The organism is Vibrio sp. ZF 223 (genome assembly GCF_003050585.1).
Classification (GTDB): Bacteria; Pseudomonadota; Gammaproteobacteria; order Enterobacterales; family Vibrionaceae; genus Vibrio; species Vibrio crassostreae.
Genome location: NZ_PIGB01000001.1, coordinates 964,420 through 990,024, shown reverse-complemented (window position 1 = coordinate 990,024; position 25,605 = coordinate 964,420). Strand labels below are relative to the sequence as shown.

27 protein-coding genes are annotated in these 25,605 nt (G+C 44.3%); 18 read left to right on the top strand and 9 right to left on the bottom strand.

Going from position 1 to position 25,605, the window contains the following annotated elements:
* Nucleotides 1–42 precede the first annotated feature (42 nt).
* The 6 genes from CWO13_RS04185 to CWO13_RS04160 all read left to right on the top strand — a co-directional run bounded on the left by CWO13_RS04185 (nt 43) and on the right by CWO13_RS04160 (nt 4,038).
* Nucleotides 43–1,113 (top strand): hypothetical protein, encoded by a 1,071-nt coding sequence (locus CWO13_RS04185; RefSeq protein ID WP_102433425.1) that lies wholly within the window; start codon nt 43–45, stop codon nt 1,111–1,113.
* A gap of 240 nt (nt 1,114–1,353) precedes the next feature.
* Nucleotides 1,354–2,055 (top strand): flavin reductase family protein, encoded by a 702-nt coding sequence (locus CWO13_RS04180; RefSeq protein ID WP_108082579.1) that lies wholly within the window; start codon nt 1,354–1,356, stop codon nt 2,053–2,055.
* Between the two features lie 136 nt (nt 2,056–2,191).
* Nucleotides 2,192–2,983, top strand: coding sequence for a CLCA_X family protein (locus tag CWO13_RS04175; protein ID WP_108082578.1), 792 nt, complete (start codon nt 2,192–2,194; stop codon nt 2,981–2,983).
* 186 nt (nt 2,984–3,169) lie between these two features.
* Nucleotides 3,170–3,427 (top strand): type II toxin-antitoxin system Phd/YefM family antitoxin, encoded by a 258-nt coding sequence (locus CWO13_RS04170; RefSeq protein ID WP_108082577.1) that lies wholly within the window; start codon nt 3,170–3,172, stop codon nt 3,425–3,427.
* Nucleotides 3,417–3,683: a Txe/YoeB family addiction module toxin gene (locus tag CWO13_RS04165; protein WP_017069754.1), complete on the top strand. Its 267-nt coding sequence runs from the start codon at nt 3,417–3,419 to the stop codon at nt 3,681–3,683. Before CWO13_RS04170 ends, CWO13_RS04165 begins: the two co-directional genes overlap by 11 nt.
* Before the next feature lie 31 nt (nt 3,684–3,714).
* Complete coding sequence (locus CWO13_RS04160; protein WP_108082576.1) at nt 3,715–4,038, top strand: DUF4144 domain-containing protein; 324 nt, start codon at nt 3,715–3,717, stop codon at nt 4,036–4,038.
* Nucleotides 4,039–4,152: 114 nt separating this feature from the next.
* Here the strand turns inward: CWO13_RS04160 and CWO13_RS04155 are convergent, their stop codons facing one another.
* Nucleotides 4,153–5,481 (bottom strand): anaerobic C4-dicarboxylate transporter, encoded by a 1,329-nt coding sequence (locus CWO13_RS04155; RefSeq protein ID WP_010432780.1) that lies wholly within the window; start codon nt 5,479–5,481, stop codon nt 4,153–4,155.
* Nucleotides 5,482–5,893: 412 nt separating this feature from the next.
* On the opposite strand from CWO13_RS04155, the gene CWO13_RS04150 reads away from it, so the two are divergent.
* From CWO13_RS04150 to CWO13_RS04095, 12 genes are all read left to right on the top strand, one after another.
* Entirely contained in the window at nt 5,894–6,553 is a 660-nt protein-coding gene (locus CWO13_RS04150; protein ID WP_048663839.1) for an HAD family hydrolase, read from the top strand.
* A 211-nt stretch (nt 6,554–6,764) separates the two neighbouring features.
* A complete protein-coding gene (locus CWO13_RS04145; RefSeq protein ID WP_107898652.1) occupies nt 6,765–7,391 on the top strand; it encodes an HD domain-containing protein in 627 nt (208 codons plus the stop codon).
* Nucleotides 7,392–7,433: 42 nt separating this feature from the next.
* Nucleotides 7,434–7,931 (top strand): GNAT family N-acetyltransferase, encoded by a 498-nt coding sequence (locus CWO13_RS04140; protein WP_107898651.1) that lies wholly within the window; start codon nt 7,434–7,436, stop codon nt 7,929–7,931.
* A 97-nt stretch (nt 7,932–8,028) separates the two neighbouring features.
* Nucleotides 8,029–8,715 carry a DNA-3-methyladenine glycosylase I gene (locus tag CWO13_RS04135; RefSeq protein ID WP_019821260.1) on the top strand — a complete coding sequence of 229 codons (687 nt, stop codon included), beginning with the start codon at nt 8,029–8,031 and terminating at the stop codon, nt 8,713–8,715.
* A 194-nt stretch (nt 8,716–8,909) separates the two neighbouring features.
* On the top strand, nt 8,910–9,644 hold the full coding sequence (locus CWO13_RS04130) for a GntR family transcriptional regulator (RefSeq protein WP_048658960.1): 735 nt from the start codon (nt 8,910–8,912) through the stop codon (nt 9,642–9,644).
* 479 nt (nt 9,645–10,123) lie between these two features.
* Entirely contained in the window at nt 10,124–11,569 is a 1,446-nt protein-coding gene (gene xdhA / locus CWO13_RS04125) for a xanthine dehydrogenase small subunit (protein WP_108082575.1), read from the top strand.
* Nucleotides 11,562–13,952 carry a xanthine dehydrogenase molybdopterin binding subunit gene (gene xdhB / locus CWO13_RS04120; protein ID WP_107898649.1) on the top strand — a complete coding sequence of 797 codons (2,391 nt, stop codon included), beginning with the start codon at nt 11,562–11,564 and terminating at the stop codon, nt 13,950–13,952. Before xdhA ends, xdhB begins: the two co-directional genes overlap by 8 nt.
* A 47-nt stretch (nt 13,953–13,999) precedes the next feature.
* A complete protein-coding gene (xdhC, locus tag CWO13_RS04115) occupies nt 14,000–14,881 on the top strand; it encodes a xanthine dehydrogenase accessory protein XdhC (protein WP_107898648.1) in 882 nt (293 codons plus the stop codon).
* A 59-nt stretch (nt 14,882–14,940) separates the two neighbouring features.
* Nucleotides 14,941–16,275 (top strand): guanine deaminase, encoded by a 1,335-nt coding sequence (gene guaD, locus CWO13_RS04110; protein WP_107898647.1) that lies wholly within the window; start codon nt 14,941–14,943, stop codon nt 16,273–16,275.
* Nucleotides 16,276–16,562: 287 nt separating this feature from the next.
* Nucleotides 16,563–17,441: an AEC family transporter gene (locus tag CWO13_RS04105; protein WP_107898646.1), complete on the top strand. Its 879-nt coding sequence runs from the start codon at nt 16,563–16,565 to the stop codon at nt 17,439–17,441.
* A gap of 310 nt (nt 17,442–17,751) precedes the next feature.
* Nucleotides 17,752–18,021: a hypothetical protein gene (locus CWO13_RS23615; RefSeq protein WP_240698860.1), complete on the top strand. Its 270-nt coding sequence runs from the start codon at nt 17,752–17,754 to the stop codon at nt 18,019–18,021.
* 310 nt (nt 18,022–18,331) lie between these two features.
* Nucleotides 18,332–18,772: a DUF3299 domain-containing protein gene (locus tag CWO13_RS04095; protein ID WP_258186362.1), complete on the top strand. Its 441-nt coding sequence runs from the start codon at nt 18,332–18,334 to the stop codon at nt 18,770–18,772.
* Between the two features lie 111 nt (nt 18,773–18,883).
* Here CWO13_RS04095 and CWO13_RS04090 read toward each other — a convergent pair whose 3' ends face one another.
* The 8 genes from CWO13_RS04090 to CWO13_RS04055 all read right to left on the bottom strand — a co-directional run bounded on the left by CWO13_RS04090 (nt 18,884) and on the right by CWO13_RS04055 (nt 25,593).
* A complete protein-coding gene (locus CWO13_RS04090) occupies nt 18,884–19,318 on the bottom strand; it encodes an META domain-containing protein (protein ID WP_017105036.1) in 435 nt (144 codons plus the stop codon).
* 22 nt (nt 19,319–19,340) lie between these two features.
* The gene (locus tag CWO13_RS04085; protein WP_107898645.1) at nt 19,341–20,093 is read right to left on the bottom strand and encodes a hypothetical protein; all 753 of its coding nucleotides are present in this window, start codon (nt 20,091–20,093) and stop codon (nt 19,341–19,343) included.
* Nucleotides 20,094–20,452: 359 nt separating this feature from the next.
* A complete protein-coding gene (locus CWO13_RS04080; RefSeq protein WP_102431658.1) occupies nt 20,453–20,971 on the bottom strand; it encodes a hypothetical protein in 519 nt (172 codons plus the stop codon).
* A 247-nt stretch (nt 20,972–21,218) separates the two neighbouring features.
* The gene (locus CWO13_RS04075; RefSeq protein WP_019821249.1) at nt 21,219–21,689 is read right to left on the bottom strand and encodes a GNAT family N-acetyltransferase; all 471 of its coding nucleotides are present in this window, start codon (nt 21,687–21,689) and stop codon (nt 21,219–21,221) included.
* Nucleotides 21,690–21,739: 50 nt separating this feature from the next.
* The gene (locus CWO13_RS04070; protein WP_108082574.1) at nt 21,740–22,975 is read right to left on the bottom strand and encodes an MFS transporter; all 1,236 of its coding nucleotides are present in this window, start codon (nt 22,973–22,975) and stop codon (nt 21,740–21,742) included.
* A 38-nt stretch (nt 22,976–23,013) separates the two neighbouring features.
* Complete coding sequence (locus tag CWO13_RS04065; protein WP_108082573.1) at nt 23,014–24,510, bottom strand: RDD family protein; 1,497 nt, start codon at nt 24,508–24,510, stop codon at nt 23,014–23,016.
* Nucleotides 24,511–24,863: 353 nt separating this feature from the next.
* Nucleotides 24,864–25,337, bottom strand: coding sequence for a GrpB family protein (locus CWO13_RS04060; protein WP_108082572.1), 474 nt, complete (start codon nt 25,335–25,337; stop codon nt 24,864–24,866).
* A 16-nt stretch (nt 25,338–25,353) separates the two neighbouring features.
* On the bottom strand, nt 25,354–25,593 hold the full coding sequence (locus tag CWO13_RS04055) for a hypothetical protein (protein ID WP_108082571.1): 240 nt from the start codon (nt 25,591–25,593) through the stop codon (nt 25,354–25,356).
* Between the last annotated feature and the right edge of the window lie 12 nt (nt 25,594–25,605).

Here is a 25,605-nt window from a genome sequence, read left to right as displayed (position 1 = left end):
ACACTCGCTTTTCCAAAGGATTCAACAAAGGACATCACTTCAATGAACCTCTGCCAACTACTGCGTTTAGGGCTAGCATGTTGCTGCCTGTTCGTAGCACAAGGGTTTGCTACCACACTCGAGGATATACGCCCTCATACTCCATCATCGCAACAAACTTGGGCTGAACAATGGTTCTATAATATCGCCGTCCCAGAGGTCGGCTACTTTAAAGTCAGCCTACAAACCTACATTGCTCCAGACTTTTCTGACCCAACGCCTAAGGCATACGTGCATCTCGCGTTTACACCGGTCAACGGCAAGACAGTGAAATACGACATCTTTCGTGATGAGTTAATCCTCCGTGGTTTTGACGACTCGGAACAGTTCCATTACGAAATACCGGGGATTGTCGTCGCCAATAAAGAAACACTGAATGTAACTTTCGAAGACTTTCAATTCTCGATGCGTTGGGATGGCGAACATGCTCATTATTGGCGTGGCAGAAATCCGGGACAAACGCCTTTCGGTATTATTCCTGAATTGCCGGGAGTCGGAGGTAAATGGTTTCTTTACACCGTTGGCACGCCGATTCAGTACAGTTTCTACGATGGTGAGCAATCTCTGTTTGGAAGCGGATACGCTCAGCTTGATAAAGGGTGGTACGACAAAGAGTCTAGCGCAGGAATGATCTACACCATGGGACTTTCTGATGAACTCTACTACATGTTTACAGGCGCAAAAGTTGGGAGTTCTAATATTGAACTGTGGGCTGGCCGCTATATCTCACCTAATTATGACCTGATCTTCTACCCGGCGATTGGCAATATTTCACTGAAAAGAGAGGTCGATTCCTGCGCAGGATACTTAAAATTCGAAATGAACAAAATTAAGTACAAGATGGTCATGGAAGTAAAATCCGAACTGGAAAGCTTTTACCCGTTAGCCTTCCCTTCTGTAATTATCTTTGGCGGAGAGCAGAAGTACATGAAATCAATGAAGGCTTCGGTCAATGTTTCTTTATACGAGCACAACGTTTTGGCCGAAACCATAGAGATGCCGCAAGCCTTGTTGGAGTTCAGTGGACCTTTCTATTGCGATGCCTTGGATGATATTCAAAATGCATCACTGTAGATCGGTTTGAATACACAACAGGTGCTTCAAACAAAACAACAACGGAGTAGTACTTTCTTGGTGCTACTCCACAACTTAACACCTTCCAATCAGTTCCAGTAACCCCAAAAGACTCACCTTTCATGCAGACGTAATGGTAGCTCACGAAACGGATAATTTTCCTGATCGATAAAAAGCCCATGTTCGTACATATAAGCTCATAAAACGCAGGTTCATTTAATCAAGTAGGAAGAGAAAGATATGAAGGACATGACCCTTTCAAGACAAGATATCCAAACAATGGATCAGCGAGAACGCGCTCGCTTAATCAACTCCTTATCAGGATTCAAAAGCGCCAACCTAATTGGTACGTGCGATAAACAAGGGCTAGAAAATCTTGCTGTGGTGAGCTCTGTTGTTCACCTAGGGTCGAATCCACCTTTGCTTGGCTTCATAGTCCGACCAACAGAAAGTCGCCGCCATACATTAGAGAACATCTTAGAAACTCAGCACTTCACCATCAATAGTATCGGTGCTGACTTTGTTCAAAAAGCCCATCAAACTTCCGCTCGTTATCCTAAATCAATCTCAGAATTTAACGCAGTTGGTCTCACGCCCTATTACGATGATGTATTACCTGCTCCATTTGTTTTAGAAAGCAGTCTCAAAATAGGGTTAGTTTTGAAAGAACAGATATCGATTGAAAGCAATCAAACGCAAATGTTGATTGGAGAGGTCATTACGATTCAAGCACCCAAACGTGCCGTGATGCCGGATGGCTATCTTGATTTAGAAGCGCTAGATTTAGTCACGATTTCAGGGCTAGACAGCTACCATGTCACGCAAAGGCTTCATCGCTTAAGTTATGCCAAGCCAGACAAGTCTCTATTTCCGCTGACTCACGAAGGCACTCCAACCTCGTGGGAAGCTTTCGAACACAACCTAACTCATTTTGTTCGGTAATTTACTCACAAAGGTGCTAACTTTCGTTCTTAAATACGGTTCATAACGGTGTGTTTTAAGAAGATGGTTCAATGTCCAGCATCCGATAAAAACACTCCACTTAAATTCCACCTAACCTCTTTCTCCAAGGACCCCTTTGAAGTTAGCTCACTTTAAATACAAAACGCGCAAAGGCCCAGACTACCGACATGGCGATCAGGTGTCTTTCATGGACATCAAACAGACCTTCGGTATGGGCAGTATTCGTGTGGGCGCTTGGGTAACCAAAGAAGAGAAAGAGCTCGCTGCGAATCTGATATTCGATTCGCTAGCAGATTTGGCTTACATCTTGGCTTTGCCACCAGAAGCAATTGGATTGCGTGGCACATTAGGCTTAGCGTTCGGCAGTGGTGGCAGAAAGGGTGTACAAGCACACTACGCGCCAAACCAAAGAGAATTAGCCCTCGCTAAAAACGCAGGGGCGGGTGCGTTAGCGCATGAGTTCTGGCATGCGTTTGACCACTACATTGCTGAAAAGGCGTTTGAAATTGGTGATACCTCTGGCCCTCGAAAACACATTTTGTTCGCCAGTGATTGTTGGTTACACGATAGAAAAGTAAGACCTCATCCATTAAACGAAAGTTTGATGTCTCTGTTTGACGCCACATTGCTCAGCGACAACAACTTGGATAAACACGATTACGTGGCGCGCAGCGTTATTGCCGACAAAGCGATGTCTGCTCGTTACTTCTCCTTGCCCACAGAGATGATGGCGCGAGCTTTTGAGTCGGTGATTGAATCCTGTTCAGAGATCAAGAACGCTTATCTAGTCGATGGCACAACCAAGCCTGATATGTACCCCGTGTATCCTGATATGGCGCATCGCAAAGAGATTTATCAAGCGCTTCAAGGTTACTTCGCGCCGTTGGGCCGATCTTTAAGTAAATAGCATTTTGAGTCAGTAGCACTCTGCAGATTTACAGTGAGTGACATGTACCATAAGTTGATCATGTTTAATCTCTGATATAACATGTACAACAAGCGGAACATGTACAATAGTTAACTCATGAATGATTAACTATTCTGTATATATTGAAAGATTAAACATATCCAAAAACAACAGGGTAAATAAGTGATGAATATTGTTTCTTTTACTGAGGCCAGAAATAGCCTTAAGTCTGTGCTCGATAGAGTAGTAGACGATTCTGATGTTACGGTAATAACCAGACGAGATTCAGAAGATGCCGTGGTAATGTCTCTTGATCATTTTAATTCAATGCAAGAAACCTTGTACCTAATGAGCTCGCCTAAAAACGCTGAAAGATTGGCTGAATCCATTGCTCAACTCGAAACCGAAAATACAACCGTTCGAGAATTGAATAATGACGAATGATCGAAAGATTGTATTTACAGATAATGCTTGGGAAGATTACCTATACTGGCAAACCCAAGACAAGAAAACGCTCAAGAAACTAAACAAGTTGATTGAAGCTGCCAAAAGAACGCCCTTTGAAGGGATTGGAAAGCCGGAGCCACTAGTCGGCAACCTGTCTGGCTTTTGGTCAAGACGAATCGATGACAAGAATCGATTAGTGTATAAAGCAGATGACGATAACTTTTACATAATTGCTTGTCGTCACCACTATTAAAAGCAGTAAGCAGCACATAGAAAGAGCAGTAATGATCAGTTGGCCATCTTTGGTAAAACTCGACGGTGACGATGAGCTTATTTACGTCGCGTCAGAACAAGATTTTCAAGCGGAATGCTCAGATATGATCCTAGGTGAAGATGATTACCTCATAGATTCTGAAGGTGACAGCTACGCACTTCAATCGAACTCAAATCAATTGTCTCTAGCTAAACGAGTTGAGCAGTATTCAGTTGAAAACGTAACTAAGTTGATTCGAAATCACGAGTTCCAGAAAGCTGAAGTGTGCCTAATGAAAATCCACTTCCTGACTATCGAAGAAGCGATTCAGTCTTTGGCTTTTGAGCCACGTTAATATTGGTTTAGATTCGAATCAAAACCTCCAAACAGTACAAACAAAAACAGCGCCAATTCAGGCGCTGTTTTTCGTTTCTTATCTCGCTAGTAGATTAAGCGACAAGAAGTTACATTAAGCGATAAAAATCTGAGCCAGTGCATAACCTAAGCAACATGCGCCGACCACACCAATTAAACCAACCGACATGAATGAGTGGTTGAAGTACCACTTACCAATCTTAGTGGTACCAGACACGTCGAAGTTAACCGTAGCGATATCTGATGGATAGTTCGGGATGAAGAAGTAGCCGTAAACTGCTGGCATCAAACCGATCAGCAATGCTGGATCCAACCCTAAACCAAGGCCAACAGGCAACATCATTCGTGCAGTTGCAGCTTGCGAGTTCACCACAACCGATACGATGAATAGCGCCAGTGCGAACGTCCATGGGTAGTTGGTCACCATTTCCACGATGCCAGATTTAAACTGAGGCATTGCGTATTGGAAGTAAGTATCCGACATCCATGCGATACCAAAGATAGCAATCGCTGCCACCATACCCGATTTGAATACCACGCCGTTTGGCACATCTCGCGGGTCAGTTTTGGTTGCCAGCAAGATGATACCGCCGAAGCAGAGCATCATCATTTGAATGATCACCGACATCTTGATTGGCTTGTCGCCGTCTACGATGGTTCTGATCTCAGGCACCATCGCCACGATAACAATCACGACAATTGACAGTAGGAAAATCAAAACCGCATTACGAGCCGAAGTTGGCAGCACTTCATCCAAAGACGTCGCTGTGGTGCTTTCGATACGCTTTTTCCACTCAGGATCTTTTAGACGCGCTTGGTATTCAGGATCATCGTTCAGCTCTTTACCGCGTTTCAAGCTATACAAAGAAAGTAAGAACGTACCAAACAGCGTTGCAGGCACCGTCACCATCAAAATAGAAAGCAGAGTAATAGAATGTTGAATATCAGAAAGCTGCGCGAGGTAATACACCACAGCAGCTGAAATTGGCGAGGCAGTAATAGCCAGTTGAGACGCGACAGACGCCGCCGCCATTGGGCGCTCAGGACGAATCCCGTTCTTCAATGCCACATCACCGATGATAGGCATGATGGAATACACCGCGTGGCCAGTACCCAATAGGAAAGTCATCGAATAAGTCACAAACGGGGCTATCAAGGTGACGCGTTTCGGGTTCTTTCTCAGCACCCTTTCCGCCACTTGCAGCATGTATTTTAAGCCACCAGCCGCTTCGAGTATCGAAGCACAAGTAACAACGGCGAGGATGATCAACATTACGGTGACAGGTGGAGACGTTGGTGGCATCTTGAAGACAAACACCTCGATTACCAAACCAATACCAGAAACAACACCTAAGCCAATACCGCCATACCGAGACCCGATATAAAGGACGACTAATAAAAATAGAAACTCAAAATACAACATAAGCAACCCTGCTAAAAATGTGGACTAATGTTATTTTCTCCCTAAGCTCAGCCATTTACTTATTGCTTGGTCACACTATGATTGCAGGCTCCCGTTAATTGTTTTTTATAAGATTATGGTCACGCTAACACGCCTGTAAGTTTATGAAATGTAATAAGAAGTCAGGCGCAAGACCTAGATTTGTTATGTGGGATAATCACAATTGTTTCTATTAGATCTATATGGCCTATAAAATATCAAGCTCATAACTGAACGATATTATTTCAGCGTAAATCAATCAGCTCCCAACTCACCTATAGGCACATTCCTTAAGCTAATTGGGCTCGTTCTTACTAAACACTGACTCGCCTATCCCTAGACACTGTGTCAAAATACTCGCCCTCACGACGACAACACATAAAGAACCACGTATATGAATTTTCAAGCTGCTATTTTTGATATGGATGGACTGCTGCTCGACACCGAGCGACTTTGTATGCGGGTATTTGAAGAAGCATGTCACGCGCAAGGTGTTCCGTTTTTGCAAGATGTTTACCTAGGCATCATTGGTTGTAATGCAAAAACCATCGAACAGATTTTTCGAAATGGTTACGGTGAAAACCTAGACTACCCAGCGCTGAATAACGAATGGCGAACCCGCTACAGTGCGATTGTTAAAAACCAAGCAATCCCGGTAAAAGATGGCGTAATTGAGTTGCTGGAGTGGCTAAAGTCGAATGACATTCCAATCGCGGTAGCAACCTCAACTCAACTAGATATCGCCAAGAAGAAGCTTGAGTTAGCAGGCCTAGATTCTTACTTCACTTCACTAAGCACCGGCTGCGAAGTGACTCACGGTAAGCCTCACCCAGAAATTTACTTGCTGGCGGCAGAACGCCTAGGTGTTGCGCCTGAAACTTGCTTGGCGTTTGAAGATTCAAACAACGGCATTCGCGCTTCTATGGCAGCCAACATGATCAGCTTCCAGATCCCTGATTTAGTAGAGCCATGTGACGAAGTAAAAGCACTTGGTCACACCATCAGCCCTTCTCTACATCATGTATTGGCACAGCTTCAACAAGCTGCAGCTTAGGCTCTCACTACCGTTGATAATGCTTTTATCTGTCTCGTCCTAAAATACGTAGACAAGCCTCTCTATTAAGCCGACTCACAGAGTCGGTTTTTTTGTTGGTATAGTTTTTATAAAAGATAAAAAATCGCGCTTGAAACTGTTAAAGTCGATGTGAAATAAATGCTAGGTGATCAACAAGATTGCTAACGTCTACATATGGAGAAAGAGACGCGTGAAGGAAAAGTTTGAAGACCAACTGCTTGATTTTGCACAACGAGAAATGACACAAGACGCAGCGCACGACATTAGCCACATTAAGCGCGTCGTTAAAACCGCTAAGGCTTTATGTGTTCAAGAACAGGCTAAGCTTGAAGTCGTTCTGCCTGCCGCTTATCTTCATGACTGCTTCACCTTCCCGAAGAACCATCCAGCCAGAGCCAAAAGCTCGCAAATGGCAGCAGACAAGGCGATCTCTTTCCTCAAATCTATCGAGTATCCTGCGTCCTATCTGGATGAGATCCATCATGCGATTGTCACGCACAGCTACAGCGCCAACATCACACCAGAAACTTTGGAAGCTCAAGTCGTCCAAGATGCTGATCGTCTCGATTCTCTTGGTGCGATTGGCATTGCTCGTTGCTTGTATGTGGGTCAAAGCTTTAACGCAGAGTTGTATAACCACGAAGACCCGTTCGCGAAGCAGCGTGACTTAGATGACAAGCATTACAGCGTCGACCACTTCTACGTGAAGCTGTTTAAGCTCGCTGAAACCATGAATACAGAATCCGCCAAGTTAGAAGCCAACAAGCGCACTGACTATATGCGTGGCTTTCTTGAGCAGTTGAGTACGGAAGTTTAATGGTTTAGAAAAAGAGACACACGATAAGGAAGAGACAAGGATATGGAAATAAACCGCTTTAAAGCATCCGACGCCGACGAGATCGTCACTTGGTTCACATCTCTCGAAGACTACGTACTGTGGGGAGGACGAACCTTTGGTTGGCCGTTAGAAGCCTCTTCCATCATCGAACGTTCTCAAGAGCCCCATGTCGAGCTTTACACATTCTCCACGTCTAGCACTAACTCGAATACCAATGACTTGCTCGGTTTTATGGAGTTTCAACGCATGTCAGACAATGAACTTCGTTTCTGCCGAGTTGCTATTCACCCAAACCAACGAGGCAAAGGGTTAGGACAATCGATGCTTGAAACGGCCTTAAAGGTGGCGAAAGAAATACCAAATGTCACCACCATCACCTTGGCCGTATTCAAGCAAAACCACGGCGCAAAACGCTGCTACGACAAAGCGGGCTTTGAGGTGGTCGACAAAGAGCCAAGCGTTAAAGAATTTAATGGTAAAACATGGCCCTTGTATCAGATGGAATTAAAGACCTCTTAATTGGCTTTCATTTGATTTGAAGACAATGGCTTAAGCTCCTTTTCATATAGAAATTAATCCCCATATCATAAAGAATCGCTTTAGTTTGGAACCTCCAATGACCCAAGAAAAATTCGACACCATTTACCAACGTGCCGCTCACCGTAAAGGCGGGGCAGCTGAGCTAGAAAAGATTGTTCGTGCACCTCTTTCACAAGCCGAGTTATCACAAATCACCGACGACCGTTGGCTAGCCGCCTTTACCGAGAAGGTATTCCAGTGTGGGATTTCGTGGAATGTGGTGAGGAAGAAATGGCCGCAATTTGAAGAAGTGTTCTTTGAATTCGACATCGAAAAGATGCTAATGCTGCCGAATGAGATGTGGGAACAGAAAGCGCAAGACCCGCGTATTATTCGTCACCTTACTAAGGTGATGACTATCCCTGCCAATGCCACCATGATTCATAATGCCAAGCGTGAAGCCGATTCATTCTCACAAATGGTTGCCGACTGGCCATCAGAACGCATTACAGAACTTTGGGACTACCTGAAGAAACACGGTAAGCGATTAGGTGGTAACACCGGTGCTTACACCTTGCGCCAGATGGGTAAAGACACATTCATCTTATCATCGGACGTTGAAGCGCACCTGCGCAGCACAGATGTGGTTGATAGCGGTCGTAACACTAAGCGAGCACAAGTTGCGGCAAGTAAGGCTTTCAACGAGTGGCAGCAGCAATCAGGTCGCAGCCTGAGCGAAATCAGCCAGATCGTGGCATACAGCTGCGGCGATAATCGCGTCTAGTTTTAGGGCTAATGACTTAAAGCTCTAGATTGCACACAGTTCCTTGCAAACTAAATGTTATAAGTCATTAACAAATAAGCGTGCATCGCACTTTCATCCGGTGGAATTGTATAGATAAATGTATACAATATAGGGTAATACTCATGAATTATTCTCAACCAACCCAACTCGACTAAACAAGGGTCCTTATCTCTATGACAGTTCTCAAAAACTCTGTCTCCAAAGGTGTAAAAACGAAAGTAACAGGCCAGACTCAAGACGATGTTGTTTACTGCCATATCTTCGATGCGATACTAGAACAAAGGCTGCCACCAGCCACCAAATTAAGCGAAGAAGCATTAGCAGAAATCTTTAGTGTTAGCCGTACTATTATTCGTCGTGCCTTGCTGCGCCTATCTTTAGAACAAGTTGTGGTGATCCGTCCTAACCGAGGTGCCGTGATTGCAGCACCCACAGTAGACGAAGCCAAACAGATATTTAAAGCACGCGAAGTGATGGAAATTGCTATCACAGAGCTAGCGGTTAAAAACGCGACCAAAGCTCAAATCGAAGAGTGTAGAAAACTGGTCGCGAAAGAGAACTGCGCCTTCGACCAAGGTGACTATGGTTCTGGCTTACGTTTGTCTGGTGAGTTCCACATCAAACTGGCTGAAATGGCTGAGAACGCGCCACTGCTGGCTTTTCAACGCAGCTTGGTATCGCAAACTTCTCTGCTTATTGCCCAGTACGAAACCGGCAGCCACTCAAACTGCTCTCTCGATGAGCATGAAGGATTGCTTGATGCGATAGAGTCTGGAGATGAAGAGCAAGCCGTTGACCTAATGCGAGAGCATTTAAGCCACATTCGCTCTAAGCTAAACCTAGACAGCAGCACTGCATCGAGCGACCTGCATGTTGTGTTCTCAGATCTGCTTAAGAACAAATCATAATCGCTTCTATAAGCTATTAATGACTAACTGCTAATAGTTTCTTGTTGGCAACTATCAGTTAACAACTTTTTGTTAACAAGACGGGAGAGAAGTAAGCCTCTGCGATTACTTCTCTTTTTTATACCCTCCCTATAATGATAGACGCGAAGATCGACTCATTTCACCTCAAAATACTCTCGTTTCTGAGCAGAATAGTGCTCTTAGCCTCTATAACATTTACTCCCTAGTGCAAAAATTATTGTCTTTATTTTGTATACATAGCCATTAATTCATTCACACCACAAAACTCAACACTTCCAATTTAAATCCCAATAAAACAAACAACTACATCCAAAATTAAATTGTACACAATCCACCAAAGTGCAATGTTGTTGCATTTTTGTAAATAAATAGTTGACCACAGGGTCAGGATGGATAATTATTGACCTAGAAGTCAAAAAGAATACACATGGAACAATGTCGATTTACAAGGAGGTCTCTTGATTACTTTTTTGCTCAATCAGGAAATAAGACGTGAAGACAATCTGTCACCTAACATGACAGTGCTCAACTACCTTCGTACCAAGGTTAATAAAACCGGTACCAAAGAAGGTTGTGGGTCAGGTGACTGTGGCGCATGTACCGTCGTTCTCGGTGAAGTAGTTGATGGACAACTGCAATACCGTTCGGTGAACTCTTGCCTTACATTTGTGTCAGCGTTACACGGTAAGCAGCTGATCACAGTAGAAGATCTGCAAAACCGAGATAAGTCATTACACCCGGTACAGAAAGCGGTCGTCGATTTTCACGGTTCACAGTGTGGTTACTGCACGCCGGGCTTCATCATGTCGATGTTTGCCCTAGGCAAGAACAAACCCGATGCGAGCAAAGAAGACGTCATGGAATCACTGGCGGGTAACCTATGTCGTTGTACAGGCTACCGACCAATCGTTGATGCCGCGATGTCGCTTTCAACAGACCAACCTTTGAGCGACCAATTTGCTGAGCTTGAACGCAACACCATCAAGAAGCTAGAAGGTATTCAAGACACCGAGGCCAACTTACGCCTTGGTCACCTCACCGCTTTTTCCCCGAAAAGCACTGACGAGTTGGCCAAGCTTTTTCAAGCGCATCCGAACGCGAAGCTGGTTGCTGGCGGCACGGATTTAGCACTGGAAGTGACACAATTCCATCGCGAGATTGAAACACTGATCAGCGTAAACCTTGTTGAAGACATGAAGGTATGCGAAGAGACCGACACCGATTTAATCATTGGTGCCAACCTACCTATCAGCGATTCTTACTCACTACTGAAAAAACACTACCCAGATTTTGGGGAACTATTGCACCGCTTTGCTTCACTTCAAGTTCGTAACCAAGGCACCATCGGTGGCAATATTGCCAACGCTTCACCTATCGGTGATACCCCTCCTCTACTGATTGCCCTGAACGCGAAGATCAAACTTCGTTGTGGTGATGAGTCACGCACCATGCCGATTGAAGATTACTTCATCAGCTACAAAGTGACAGCGCAAAAAGAGAGTGAGTTCATTGAACAGATCATCATTCCTAAGCCAACCAACGACAGCTTCCGAGCTTACAAACTGTCTAAACGTTTAGACGATGATATCTCTGCGGTATGTGGTGCGTTTGATATTCAAATCGAAGATGGCAAGGTTTCTTACGCTCGTATCGCTTTCGGTGGTATGGCTGCAACACCTAAGCGCGCGGCGCGTTGTGAAAATACGTTATTAGGCAAACCGTGGACAGACGCTAATATTAAGTTAGCAATGCAGGAACTGTATAACGACTTTGAGCCACTATCTGATTTCCGTGCAAGCCAAGAATATCGTTCATTGTCGGCAGCAAATATGTTGCGTCGTTACTTCATTGAACAACAGAACAAAAACAACCAAATCGAAACAAGGGTAACGTCTTATGTCTAAATCACACGAGCATGCGATGACCCACGAAGAGATGGTTACCATTGCAAAACAAGACCTAAAAACTGGCGTAGGCAAAAGCGTTAAACACGACAGTGCAGCCAAGCAAGTCACGGGCGAAGCGGTATACATTGATGACCGCCTTGAGTTCCCCAATCAGCTGCACGTCTACGCACGCCTGAGCACTCAAGCGCACGCAAACATCACCAAGATAGATTTATCACCGTGTTACGAATTTGAAGGCGTGGCGATTGCTATTCAAGCCAAAGACGTACCGGGTGAACTGGATATCGGCGCAATTCTTCCGGGTGACCCACTGCTTGCAGACGGCAAAGTAGAATACTACGGCCAACCGGTGATTGCCGTGGCAGCTAACGATTTAGAGACAGCACGCAAAGCCGCACATGCAGCCGTTATTGAATACGAAGAGCTACCTGCGATTCTTGATGTAAAAGAAGCGCTAGAAAAAGAGCACTTCGTAACAGAAAGCCACACTCAACAGCGTGGTGATTCGAAAGCCGCACTGGCAAAAGCAAAACACGTAATCTCTGGCGACCTAGAGATCGGCGGACAAGAACACTTCTACCTAGAAACCCAAATCAGTAGCGTAATGCCAACCGAAGACGGCGGCATGATCGTGTACACCTCGACGCAAAACCCAACCGAAGTTCAAAAGCTGGTTGCGGAAGTGATTGGCGTACCGATGCACAAAGTCGTGATTGATATGCGTCGTATGGGTGGTGGTTTCGGTGGTAAAGAGACTCAAGCAGCCTCTCCTGCGTGTATGGCAGCTGTGATTGCCCACCTTACAGGCCGACCTACCAAAATGCGTCTGCTGCGCAGTGAAGACATGCAGCAAACCGGTAAACGCCACCCGTTCTACAACCAATATACCGTCGGTTTTGACGACAATGGTGTGATTCAAGGTGCCGACATTACCGTTGCAGGTAACTGTGGTTACTCACCAGACTTATCAAGCTCAATCGTAGACCGCGCGATGTTCCACTCAGACAACGCCTATTATCTAGGTGATGCAACTGTGGTCGGTCACCGATGCAAAACCAACACAGCATCGAATACCGCTTATCGTGGCTTTGGTGGCCCGCAAGGCATGATGACTATTGAACACATCATGGATGAGATTGCGCGTTACCTGAAAAAAGATCCTTTGGAAGTACGTAAGGCAAACTACTACGGCGAAGAAGGCCGTAACGTGACCCATTACTACCAAACCGTTGAAGACAACTTTTTACCTGAGATAACCGAACAGCTTGAGCGCAGCAGTGACTATCACGCACGTCGTAAAGACATTGCTGAGTTCAACAAGCAAAGCCCTATATTGAAGAAGGGCCTAGCAATCACACCAGTGAAATTCGGCATCTCGTTTACTGCGACTTTCTTGAACCAAGCAGGTGCGCTCATCCATATCTACACCGATGGCAGTATTCATTTGAATCACGGTGGGACGGAAATGGGGCAAGGCTTGAACATCAAAGTTGCACAAATCGTTGCACAGGAGTTCCAAGTCGATGTCGAACGTATCCAGATCACCGCTACAAACACAGACAAAGTTCCGAACACATCACCAACCGCAGCCTCATCGGGCGCCGACCTCAACGGTAAGGCCGCGCAAAACGCCGCAATAACCATTAAGCAGCGTTTGATCGAATTTGCTTCTTCACACTTCAAAGTTTGGCCTGAAGAAGTCATCTTCAAGAACGGTATGGTGAAGATCCGCGATGAGATCATGACCTTTAACTCGTTTGTTGAACTGGCTTGGTTTAACCAAATCTCGCTGTCGAGCACTGGCTTCTACCGCACTCCGAAGATCTACTACGATCACGAGAAAGCGCGCGGTCGCCCGTTCTACTACTACGCGTACGGAGCATCTTGTTCAGAGGTTATCATCGATACTCTAACCGGCGAAAACAAGATTCTGCGTGTCGATATTCTGCATGACGTGGGCGCTTCATTGAACCCTGCGATTGATATTGGCCAAGTCGAAGGTGGCTTTGTGCAAGGTGTAGGTTGGTTAACCACGGAAGAGTTGGTTTGGAACCAGCAAGGCCGCTTAATGACCAATGGCCCAGCGAGTTACAAGATCCCTGCGATTGCTGATATGCCGATTGATTTCAGAACGCATCTTTTGGAAAACCGCAGTAACCCAGAAGACACCGTCTTCAACTCGAAAGCCGTAGGGGAACCGCCTTTCATGTTGGGTATGTCGGTATGGAGCGCACTAAAAGACGCCATTAGCTATGTCGCCATCGATGGCGCGATTCCTAAGCTCAACACACCAGCAACGCCAGAGCGTATTCTGATGGCGATTCAGGAAGTGACTGAAACGGCTCCGACTTCGGTCGATGCACAATCAGAAACGGCTTAGGACGTAATAGACCGCTAGGGAAGCATAAAAGGGATTTAGGAGGACGTATGTTTAAGGATAATTGGATTCACGAACTGGCAAAACTGGAAGAGAACTACGAACCATGTGTGATGGTGACAGTGCTTGAAGACAAAGGCTCAGTGCCGCGTGATGCGGGTACCAAGATGCTTGTCACTCGTGACCGAATCATCGCTACGATTGGTGGTGGTCACCTTGAACATGTGGCCACCAAAATGGCGCGTGAAATGCTGATTGCCAGCGAGAAATCACTCAAAGTAGAACGCTTCAACCTAGGCGCTCGTTTAGGCCAATGTTGTGGCGGAATGGCAACGTTAAGCTTTGAACCGATTGGCACTCAGCAGAACCACCTTGTGTTGTTCGGCGCAGGCCACGTTGCCAAAGCGCTACTACACATTGTCGCAACCCTGCCCTTCCGCGTGACCTGGATTGATGAACGCGAAGAAGTATTCCCTGAAGCGCTGCCACACGGTGTGAAAAAGCTTGTCTCAGACGATCCAGTCGGTGAAGTGAAACACATGCCACCGAACAGCTATTACCTAGTGATGACCCACAACCACCAGCTCGATTTTGACCTAACCAAAGCGATTATCGACCGTGAAGACAGCCGTTACTTTGGCATGATCGGCTCGCTTACTAAGCGTAAGAAATTCGACTTCCGCTTAGAACAGCGTGGCTATAGCCAAGAGCAAATTGAAACCATGATTTGCCCGATTGGCATTAGCGCCGTGAATGGTAAACATCCTGCCGAAATTGCGGTATCGGTTGCGGGTGAACTGATCGCACACTATCAAGGCCAAGCGCTTGAACAAAAGCGGCCAACCAAACAATATCGAAATCAGGATTTGACCGTTCAACACAGTCAACCAAGCGATGTAGGCGAACCACCATTGGAAGAGAAGATCGCCTAATACAAGTCGCAAAGCTTCAGTGGCCATCACGTCGCTGAAGTCATTAAAAGGAAGTAAACATGACAACGCAACGCAAAGCTTATCGCGCCAGTATTTTACACAGCGTCGCCGACCCAAAAGACGTCGGTATCGATGAGTCTTACGACTATTTTGAAGACGGTGTTTTAGTGGTTGAGAACGGCCACATCGTCGATTTAGGCCATGCCGATGACGTATTGGCTCGCCAGCCTAAAACACTCGAAGTAAAAGAATACAAAGATAAGCTAATCACCTCTGGCTTTATTGATACGCACATCCACTACCCTCAAACAGGGATGATCGCGTCTTACGGTGAGCAGCTACTTGATTGGTTAGAGAACTACACCTTCCCAGAAGAGAAACGCTTCAAAAACCCAGTTTATGCACACAAAGTGGCGAAGCTATTCCTAGACGAACTAGCAAGCAACGGCACCACCACAGCACTCGTGTTCGGCACTGTGCACAAAGAGTCGGTTAACGTTTTCTTTGAAGAAGCTGAGAAGCGCAACCTACGTATGATTGCAGGTAAGGTACTAATGGATCGCAACGCGCCAGACTACCTCACCGACACGCCAGAATCTGGCTACGCCGACTCCAAAGAACTGATTGAGAAATGGCATAACCGCAGCCGTTTACTTTACGCGGTGACACCTCGTTTCGCGCCAACTAGCACATCAGAACAATTGGCTACCGTTGGTAAACTTCTTGAAGAATACCCTGACGTATACATGCACACACACCTTTCTGAAAACGAGAAAGAGATTGAATGGGTAAAAGAACTGTTCCCTGAACGCGACAGCTATTTGGATGTATATGACCACTATGGTCTACTGCACAAACGCTCCGTATTCGCCCATGGTATTCACCTGTCTGACTGCGAATGTAAGCGTCTAGCGGATACCGAATCTGCCATCGCTTTCTGTCCGACCTCTAACCTGTTCTTAGGCTCAGGTTTATTCCGATTACCAGAGATGGAAGAGCACGGCATTCGTGTTGGTATGGGTACCGATGTAGGCGCAGGCACTAGCTTCTCGATTCTGCAAACGATGAGTGAAGCCTACAAGATCATGCAACTACAACATAAGAAGCTTCACCCAGCTAAATCCCTGTTCTTAGCAACACTAGGCGGCGCACGTTCTCTGCATTTAGAAGACAAGATCGGTAACTTGGAAGTAGGAAAAGAAGCGGATTTCGTAGTGCTCGACTTGCACGCCACACAATTGATGCGCTTTAGAATGGAACAAGCGACCAAGCTTGAAGAGAAGCTATTTGTACTAATGAGTTTGGGTGACGACAGAACCGTCAGCGAGACTTACATCTACGGTGAGAAAGCCTACGACGTGAACTTCAAAGATTACCAAAAGCTCGTTAGCTAGACTTAAAACCGAGTAACAATCGCTAGACAGCGGCAGCCGTCGTTAATTAAAAATCCGTCCAGATTTATCTATCCTTGAAAGACCAGTTGCTGATGCCACTGGTCTTTTTTGTGCTTCATTCAAAGAAATATAAATTAACCGCTCACAGACAACGATCTTCGGTGACGCCAAGTCATTATATTGATAGGTTAATGTTTATACATTTCGACTTCATACTTCACTTTAGCATCTCTCTCAAACATTCGTTTCTCAGCTAAATGGAAGCACCTAATCTAGAAAGGAATTCTATGTTCGAACAGGTCGTCAGCATTCTGTTTCCCGTTTTTGCTCTAGCCAGTGCTGGCTTTGCTGTCGGTCGTTGGCTCAAACCCGATTTCAAACCGATCAATCGCATCAACATGGATGTTTGTATCCCTGCTTTGGTGTTTGCCTCGCTGACCACCATGCCTCTCGACACTGAACAACTGCCACTCATCTCTGCGTCTTTGGTTGCGGTGTTAGTGCCAGCTTTATTAATGATTCCGATCTGTAAGATCTTTAAGCTCAACTTCAAAGCTTGGGCTCCGCCACACATGTTTCGCAACAGTGGCAACCTTGCGATCCCCCTATTCACGTATACCTTTGGCGAAAGTGCATTAGCCCCAGCGGTACTGCTGTTTGTGGTGTCGGCGTGTGTTCATATCAGTGTCGGTTTGGCGCTACTAAGCGAAGGTAACCCGATCAAACAGATCCTCAAGATGCCTATATTCTTAGCCGCCGCATTAGCGATGACGTTGAACCTATCTGGCATTGCAGTGTGGAATCCAATCTATGAAGCCACTTCGCTACTCGGGCAAGCAGCCGTGCCTATCATGCTGCTATCGCTAGGTTCGCAAATGGTCAACTTAAGGCTAAGCGGATTAAAAGTCGGCTTGTTGTGCACCGCTCAATCACTGTTTACTGGCGCCATCGCCTTTACCATCATCTACTTCTTTATTCCGCTGCCAACGCTGCACCTGAAAATGATGGTGCTATTCACCATGCTGCCACCCGCAGTGATGAATTACCTGTTTGCAGAACGCTTCAATGTAGAGCCCCCCAAGGTCGCGTCTATGGTGTTGTTCGGTAACTTCTTAAGTGTGGTAACGCTGCCGATATTGCTGTCTTTTGCCCTGTCGATGCCCTAAAAATTACTGCAAGTCCGCTGTACGACAGGCACACAAGATAAAAACATAAAGTTCCCACCCTAAGAATAAATATCATTGTTGATGTTTACGTTAATGTTTAATAAACGCACAAAATAGAAACTCAATACAAAATAAGTTTGATATCACTCTTTCCCTCCCCCCCCCTTTCTGAACAAAAACACAAAAATGAACAACAAAATATTTTATTTATTTTGACTTTGTTCTCCTCGAGCTTCATCTTCCTCAAATTACCTAGTTAATAAAATACCATCCGATTTTCGCCCCGCTGGCATTACCTTTTATAAGTCATATGAAAATTAAAAATTTAATACCTCTACTGCTATGTACCTTCTCTCACCAAGCATTGTCTGCTGCAAATTTCACTACAGATTTTGTAGAGCTTGGGATTCAAACAAAGCCAAATGGTATTAGTTTGGAAGGGGTGCGAGATATCAATGACAGCCTGGCGCTTCTGGGTGGAGTAAGCTCAAATGCCGATCTCGATGAAGACAACTATGACGTCTATATCGGCCCTCAAGTTTACGGTCCTATCAACCAAGCCATCGATCTCAATACTTAATTATTTCTTCACTACAACAAAGGCTCTTACGCTCCAGGGAAAAGCAAAGCCTTTATTGAATTCAACGCAGGGCTTCGAGCCTGGATTACCCAACGAGTAGAGGCAAATGTCATGGTCGGTGCAAATGGAGAGCATTCGATCTTTACGTTTGGCGCGAGATTCCATGCAACGGATAAAGCCGCGTTCTCGATATCTTCTAAGAACAACGGGATTTATGGGCCTCAACTACAACTTGGGGTTAGATACAATTTTAGTTAACTGACTGTAAGTAAATGTTCTTAAAAGCAAAGTAGCCATTTGATGAGACATCTTGTATTCAACATACTTAGCGCAGCAAAAATTAACATCAGAAGGGCTAGGCGCCGATGAATTACTGAAGCTGCGTTCGAAATACATCGCGAATCAACAGCGAGCATCAGAGACATTGACTCAAGACTTTGACGGTAAGAAGGTGCGTATACCTGGATTCCTGGTTCCAATTGCTTTCTCAGCGCCCCTCGTTGCTACCGAATTCTTGTTAGTTCCTACAGCAGGAGCGTGCATACATATGCCACCACCACCAGCGAACCAAATTGTCAGAGTCTCTTACCCCGAAGGCTACAAAGTAGAAACCGTTCAGTACCCAGTTTGGGTAGAAGGCGTGATTTCGTCAAAACTGACCACCGACAATGTATATCTTGTCGATGGCGATACCGATCTGACCATGGGGTACGATATGAATGCTTCGTTGGTAGTGAATACCACTAACTAAAACGGCGTGAACCACGAAGTGCTAATGCTAGCTTTGGTTTCACCGACAACTCATAACCTATAACAAAAAGAGCCGCATCGAGGCTCTTTTTAACATCCAATCAATCCCAGACTAGCTTGACGGTTCGAAAATCAACGTATTGTCATGCCCGATAATCGTCAGCTGTTCACCTACATCGTCGTAAGCCACAGTAACGCTCTCTTCGAATGTATCAAAAATCAAATTCTCTTGAATCGCTTGAGTTCCACTACAGCCCATTCTCGTGCTGACAATTGGGGTGAATGCCAAATAGCCCTGCTCAAATGTCGTCACGTGGGTGAAAAAATGGTTACACCCCGTACGGCCATAAATGTTGTCTCGTGCTATTTGTATTGATGCTTGGTGTGTCGGCTGCTCACCATTAACACGAATAAGATTCCAAGGCCCCATAACAGCCTGGTGCATTGGTGATAACTCATGAGAGGTTTCTATTTCTTGCGCTTGAACGGCTGTTCCTAACACTCCAGAAAATAACAACACACTAAGCGATAAAATTACTTTTTTCATTATTCTTTCCGTTACTTATGAATTACCAACGTGTGAATTTAATTGAGACTGCTTCACCCATTCCCAGCCCTAACCCGCCAGCTTTAAGGTCAAAAATCTCTCCAGCTTCTCGGTCCCAAATTTTCACCTCATGGTAAAACAAGCCGCTGAAATAATGCCCCTTATTATCGAGTAATTCGATCTGTTTCCCCTTCTCAAGCTTATCGAAGAATCGCTCATCAATATAAGATGAACCAGAGAAAACAGGGATTGTTGTAATACCAGCGAAACGCATCACTAGCTCACCATAATCACCAACAGCACAGGCAATCACAATACCGGCACCGCCACAGGTCGTTACACGATATTGCCAGCCAGAATCGGTAGTAAAGGCACGCTTGATCGTTCCTCGCCCTAATACACCATCTATTTGAATATGAACTTCTTCTGGCAATGTCGTGCCTTTAATTTCAAACATATGAGGTTGAGAGTTACGGAAGTAAGGTATAGACATACCTTGACTAACGAATCGCTTAGTCGGTGTGATAACTTTGATTCTTAACCTATCACCATCAGTGTAACTAATGAGATTAGACAGGGAGCTCGGGTCATTCATATCAAGCTGTTCAATATCAACCCAAGCACCTTTGTTAATTGAATAAAAAGCTTTCATCTCCTCGCTGCCACTTTCTCCAGACATGTCCAAGCTATTCTTGATAAATAGTGTTGAACTTAGCGCCGAGTTAGAAAACAGCAGGGTTAATAATAGAAATGTAAGTTTAATTTTCTCCAGCATATACTGACCTTAATATTTAATAAGTATTTAGCTGGCAGGATGTTATGTACAAAAAACAAGAAAAACAACACATGATAAAATAATATATTAGAATCAAGTTGGGGCGCATACTTTTTTACGGTTTATAATAATATAACTATCATACTTTAGAACTAGAAATATAACATTTAACAAGATCAGCAAGAAAAAACCAATGAAAACAAAAGTCTATAAATTAGGGGACGGTAATATTAGCCACACAATAATTTAAACTGAGTTGCGTATGGTTATTTATCAAATAATAAAATGACTAACACGGAAAAGAAAACGAGAGGCTTCCTCGTCAAAGAAAGCCATACCCACTGAATCTAAACGGTAGTTTACCCAAGCTTGTCCAGTTTAAGTTCTGCCGTCACCTTAGTAAGGCGGAGAGCTATCGCAAAGCAAACTAAATAAGGGCTTACATACCAAAAGAGGCTTTCTAGTGGCTGCTTGACCTGGGCCTCTCTGGTTTTAATGTATTGGTTTTTCTGCTTCTCATACTGACTCAACATACCATCCACCCACACCGCATCGCTTTCCACCAGCGAAACGCTCGGCGCAGGAACCGTAAAATCCGATGCATTCGGTAGCAAGGTGAAATCGACATCTTTGAACGTAATTGCGGTATTCAAATACCACAAACACGCTTCATGGTGCTGAGCGTGATTATCTAAAGATGGTTGACCGGTGCAGGTATCACTTCTCAGCTTATCCAAAGAAAACTGCTGAACCGACTCTAAAATCGCCACCGCTCTGGTTTGTTCTGTTTCAACCCAATCACCCGCTACTTTCGCACGAATCTCAGACACTGCACCCAGCATCCCGATACCCGCCAAGAACGGCCATAAATAATCCATAAGTTTCCATTTGCGTCGGCTCAAGTTGAACCCACACCAAATTGGAATATGTAAGATGAGCGTTAGCCCTAGTGATAGCAAAACGAAATTCAAGGAGCTAGAGAGCATGAGTTCGCTATCGAAGAAGTTCTTCATAATGAGAGACTTGCCTGTATAACAAAGAGAAATTTGATACTAGGTTCGATGTTAGAAAAGAGTGTAAGGGGAAAGTAAAAACAGCACCAAGATTGGTATTGGCGCTGTTTATTTAAGCAACCACCGGCTTTTCCATAGGGATGCAATCGAGGCTAATACCTCTAGGCGAGTGATAAGTGGAAAGTTCATCGCCAATAAAGCCACACGAACGATAAAACGTAGCGGCATTCAGGGTCGATTCTAACTTCATTAAGGGCAAGTTGTGTTGAATCGCGAGCTCCTCTAAGAACTGCAACATCTGCTTCGCTGCACCTTTTCCTGCAAAGTCAGGGTCAACAAAAATAGCATCAACCATACCGGTTTCGATGTTGATCTTACCGCTGCCAATCACTCGACCATCAACTTCTGAAACGTGGAAGGTTTCAACTACATCACTGATGAATCCATCAGACATTCCACCCTGCGTCCATATTGACAGCTGTTCTTCTGAGTAATAAGCCGAGCACTTCTCGACAATGGCACGGCTTCGGATATCGAAAATATCCTGAGCATCAGACTCAACCGCTTTTCTAATTGTAATCATAAGCCTACCTCTGGTGACTAAAAGATACTACTTGCTAGTAAATCGAATAACTACTCGGTGACTAACGCTGGAGATTGCTTCCCCTTAGCTGACATAAGATAAAAACCAACGGCACCAACAACTGAAATTAATATCACACTAAACCAAGTGAAAGTGTACCCATAATCATCGATAAAGTAGCCAATCACGATAAAACTAGGCATGACGAAAACCGTTCGCAAGGTAATGAGCACGCCTTGAATGCGTCCACGATGACTCGACGGGGAGTTGTTTGCTAAATATATGCCCTCTTTTGTCAAAAGAAGAACCTCGCCCGCAGATAGAAATAACCAAGCAAAGAAATGAACAGGAATGTTGGGAAACAACATGACGAGCATATAACCAAAGGCAAACATAAAGCCTGCATAAGCAAGGCTTACGGTTTCAGCCTTACCTGACGTGAACTTCATTAAGATTGGCATAATCAGCACCACTACAACACAAGCGTAAGTCATAAGTTGCCCGAAAATAATTGGGCCTTGCTCTCCAAACACATGACTCAAATACAATGGACTCGCCATAGTCATTTGATTTAGCGAATACCACAGTAATCCACATAGAAAAGTGAACAACAAAAGCCGTGGCCTTGATTTTAAAACTGACCAAACCGAACCAGAAACGGGCTGCTCCAGTTCACTCTTGCTGGTCGATTCCGTTCCAGGTTGCAACTTCACAAATGCAGCCACAATAAAAACACAAAAAAGAGCCGCAAAACCGTTGCCGAAAAATATCCAGTCAGTGTGATTCCAGAACAAGTACCCAGCCATAACAGGACCAAGAGCTGAACCAAAGTTATAGGCTAGATAACTCAGTGACATAACTGCATCACGATTCTGAGGGGTAGAAAGGTCAGCAACTAAAGCATTACTCGCGGGCAACGCTAAGCCGCCAAAGAAATAGGCACAAAACAAAAACACAGGTACGACGACCGGAGCATCGGCGAAGAAACCACAAATAATCAATAATACAGCACACATAAACTCGCCAAACACCATGACCCGTTTATGTCCCAACCTATCCGCTAATCTCCCACCTAAAAAGCTCCCTAAAAGGTAAGAGCCCGTCACACCCATAGCAAGGGAACCTGCGACTGTTGCGGAATAACCCAACTTATCGGTTAACAGTAAGACTAAAAATGGAACGATAAAGTTACCCATTCCCAGAATCATTCTAGCCAGTGCTAAATAATAGATGCTATTCGGTAAATACCTGTAAATAGAAATGGCTGAGAAAAGCTTATGAATCATGAAATGCCTAAAGTATGTAAGTGCTTAATTATGAATCTCTATTCGATAGTGCTGAAATCGAGGTTTCTAGGCACGGCAACACTCACCACCTGAGTGCCTGCAATTAAGTCATGCAAACAGCGTCTGTCTTTACGTAAAGCAAACAGGTAATCAAGAGTCGATATATACTGACCAACAACAGGAATATAAACAAAGATACTCATCGGTAAGATTCGTTTGAGCACTATGTTGAATAAACCTAGTTGTTTGCCATCCATATCAACAATTGCAATTTCCATTATATTTTTGCCAATAGTCTGCCCTTTCTTATGCAGTAAATAGCCATTCAGCAAAAGGAACACGAGCCAACCGTAAGCAGTGACTGCTATTAGTTCTGCTGTATCAGCTGTCCCTGTTTCAAATATTTTTTGGAAATAATCGGTATAGAGATAAATTGGCATGACAATAGCCACAGCAATTAAGACATCAATAAAAACGGCCCAAAAGCGCAGCCACCTAGACGCGAGTCTTACTTCAGATGCATTTTCAATTATTGGGTTTTCTAATGATTCGTGCTCATTTTTTTCTAAATTGTTGGCTGACACACTAACAACTTGAGTGCCTGCGATTAAGTCATGCAAGCAACGTCTGTTTTTTCGGAAAATGAAAAGAGAATCCAACATGGATATTAAATGGCCAGTGATAGGTATAATAGTAAAGGGAATCATAGGTATCATTCGTTTACCCACTATTTTATATAACCCTATAGGTTTACCTTCCATATCGACAATCGCAATTTCCATTAGATGTTTGCCAATCGTCTGTCCCTTCTTATTCAGTAAATACCCATGTACCAATAAAAACATCAGCCCTAAATAGGCATAGACAGCAGCGACTTCTCTAAGGTCTATCACCCCTGTATCGATTGTTTTTTGAAAATAATCTGTATACATAAAGATTGGCGCAATGATGACAGCCGTAATGACACCATCAATAAAAAACGCTAAAAAACGAGGCCATCGAGATGCAGGGACAACTTCGGTTGTATTTACACCAATTTCAGAGTTGTCGCTATCTGAACTTTTCTTTGAAACAATGACAACTTGAGTGCAAGCGATTAAGTCATGTAAGCAGCGTTTGTCTTTGCGAAAAACAAACAGATAATCAAACGTTGATATAAATGGACCAATAAAAGGTATGTAAGCTACAGCCACCATAGGAATGATTCGTTTGCCCACTATGTTTAGCAAACCTATTTGTTTACCTTCCATATCGACAATCGCAATATCCATTAGATTTTTACCAATTGTCTGCCCCTTCTTATGAAGTAAGTACCCTTGGCACAAAAAGTAAACCACCCAACTATAAACAGTCAGAGCAACTTGTTCTGTTAACTCAATGGTTTCATTGGAAAGCAATTTATCGTACAAACCGCCATATAGAAAAACAGGAACAATGAAAATCGCATACACGAAAGCATCAATGATAGATGCCCATAAGCGAGACCATCGAGACGCGAGTACAATTGTAGGGGTGTTTTCTATTACTTCAGACATGTCCTTTCCTAAGGTGGTATTGATTATTGGCGTAGAGAAATCGATTTTTGATAGCGTTAGGTTGATGTACTGATAGACAAATCTTGAAATTAATTCGAAAGAAAACACTTTGCTTTCAATAGATAAGAAACGCTTTATAAAATCGAGAGAAACATAACACAGGCAAATGCCAAAACTAATGGACCATGCAATATATGTGAGCTTAGTTGCTTAAATTTCGACTATAAAACGCGATAAGGTAGGTTGAAGGAAATTTAACAAGGTAAATTTTCAAAGGTAATAATTTTTGACTTAACAGTTTGTATTAATAAGACTTTTGTTAATTGGACAATTAGAAGAGAGGGGCATTGTTGCTATTTCAGTTCCAATACATGCTCAATGAAATCCGCTTTCTTTTCACGATACTCTTCTTGCGACCAACCTTCACAAGACATTTTAAGGGCATTGTATTGCTCGACTAGGGCAGGGGCCGCACGTAGCTTGTCACGAAACGTTAGAAAGCATTCAAACTCAGAACCATTAGCGACAACTTGCAACGCCACATCGTCCCCAGATGTAGAATCCAACATACACAGTTCCGGCGTTCTTAAGGTATCGAGTTTCTCATTGAAGCCGAGTGTTGTGAGTCTCCCTATAACATCCTCAAGTTCGACAAGCTCAACACCTACGAAGATATCCAAATCGCCCTTAGACACGGCAAAAGGAATAGAAGATGCGCCTACGTGCTCAACTCTCGCGTTAGGGATTAGCTTTTTGATGTCACGTTCGAATCGGATAAACAGCTCGTTGCAAGCTGCTTGGTATTGCTCCGCGGGGTAAAATTTCATATATCCTTACTCCGAATCACAAACTATTGAAGACACCAATTGCTAACAGAAGCAACACGATGCTAGTAGCTCCGATATAAGAGATTCTTGTTCGCTCTTTTTCCGTTGGAATCAATGGGGGGAAGCGCCCTAATGTGAAGATTTTACAGACTATCCAGCCAGCTCCGTAACCAATAAATTCGATCACTAGCGACTGAAACATATATCTGAAGAATGCGCTTAACGCCCTAAAATACGCGACTATCAAGTCTTCCATTTCTTGTCCTAA

What these genes read in the sequence shown, in the direction of transcription:
- CWO13_RS04185 (WP_102433425.1), top strand. Translation starts at nt 43, where the DNA reads ATGAACCTCTGCCAACTACTGCGTTTAGGGCTAGCATGTTGCTGCCTG.
- CWO13_RS04180 (WP_108082579.1), top strand. Translation starts at nt 1,354, where the DNA reads ATGAAGGACATGACCCTTTCAAGACAAGATATCCAAACAATGGATCAG.
- CWO13_RS04170 (WP_108082577.1), top strand. Translation starts at nt 3,170, where the DNA reads ATGAATATTGTTTCTTTTACTGAGGCCAGAAATAGCCTTAAGTCTGTG.
- CWO13_RS04165 (WP_017069754.1), top strand. Translation starts at nt 3,417, where the DNA reads ATGACGAATGATCGAAAGATTGTATTTACAGATAATGCTTGGGAAGAT.
- CWO13_RS04160 (WP_108082576.1), top strand. Translation starts at nt 3,715, where the DNA reads ATGATCAGTTGGCCATCTTTGGTAAAACTCGACGGTGACGATGAGCTT.
- CWO13_RS04155 (WP_010432780.1), bottom strand. Translation starts at nt 5,481, where the DNA reads ATGTTGTATTTTGAGTTTCTATTTTTATTAGTCGTCCTTTATATCGGG.
- CWO13_RS04150 (WP_048663839.1), top strand. Translation starts at nt 5,894, where the DNA reads ATGAATTTTCAAGCTGCTATTTTTGATATGGATGGACTGCTGCTCGAC.
- CWO13_RS04140 (WP_107898651.1), top strand. Translation starts at nt 7,434, where the DNA reads ATGGAAATAAACCGCTTTAAAGCATCCGACGCCGACGAGATCGTCACT.
- CWO13_RS04135 (WP_019821260.1), top strand. Translation starts at nt 8,029, where the DNA reads ATGACCCAAGAAAAATTCGACACCATTTACCAACGTGCCGCTCACCGT.
- CWO13_RS04130 (WP_048658960.1), top strand. Translation starts at nt 8,910, where the DNA reads ATGACAGTTCTCAAAAACTCTGTCTCCAAAGGTGTAAAAACGAAAGTA.
- xdhB (WP_107898649.1), top strand. Translation starts at nt 11,562, where the DNA reads ATGTCTAAATCACACGAGCATGCGATGACCCACGAAGAGATGGTTACC.
- xdhC (WP_107898648.1), top strand. Translation starts at nt 14,000, where the DNA reads ATGTTTAAGGATAATTGGATTCACGAACTGGCAAAACTGGAAGAGAAC.
- guaD (WP_107898647.1), top strand. Translation starts at nt 14,941, where the DNA reads ATGACAACGCAACGCAAAGCTTATCGCGCCAGTATTTTACACAGCGTC.
- CWO13_RS04105 (WP_107898646.1), top strand. Translation starts at nt 16,563, where the DNA reads ATGTTCGAACAGGTCGTCAGCATTCTGTTTCCCGTTTTTGCTCTAGCC.
- CWO13_RS23615 (WP_240698860.1), top strand. Translation starts at nt 17,752, where the DNA reads ATGAAAATTAAAAATTTAATACCTCTACTGCTATGTACCTTCTCTCAC.
- CWO13_RS04090 (WP_017105036.1), bottom strand. Translation starts at nt 19,318, where the DNA reads ATGAAAAAAGTAATTTTATCGCTTAGTGTGTTGTTATTTTCTGGAGTG.
- CWO13_RS04085 (WP_107898645.1), bottom strand. Translation starts at nt 20,093, where the DNA reads ATGCTGGAGAAAATTAAACTTACATTTCTATTATTAACCCTGCTGTTT.
- CWO13_RS04080 (WP_102431658.1), bottom strand. Translation starts at nt 20,971, where the DNA reads ATGGATTATTTATGGCCGTTCTTGGCGGGTATCGGGATGCTGGGTGCA.
- CWO13_RS04075 (WP_019821249.1), bottom strand. Translation starts at nt 21,689, where the DNA reads ATGATTACAATTAGAAAAGCGGTTGAGTCTGATGCTCAGGATATTTTC.
- CWO13_RS04070 (WP_108082574.1), bottom strand. Translation starts at nt 22,975, where the DNA reads ATGATTCATAAGCTTTTCTCAGCCATTTCTATTTACAGGTATTTACCG.
- CWO13_RS04065 (WP_108082573.1), bottom strand. Translation starts at nt 24,510, where the DNA reads ATGTCTGAAGTAATAGAAAACACCCCTACAATTGTACTCGCGTCTCGA.
- CWO13_RS04060 (WP_108082572.1), bottom strand. Translation starts at nt 25,337, where the DNA reads ATGAAATTTTACCCCGCGGAGCAATACCAAGCAGCTTGCAACGAGCTG.
- CWO13_RS04055 (WP_108082571.1), bottom strand. Translation starts at nt 25,593, where the DNA reads ATGGAAGACTTGATAGTCGCGTATTTTAGGGCGTTAAGCGCATTCTTC.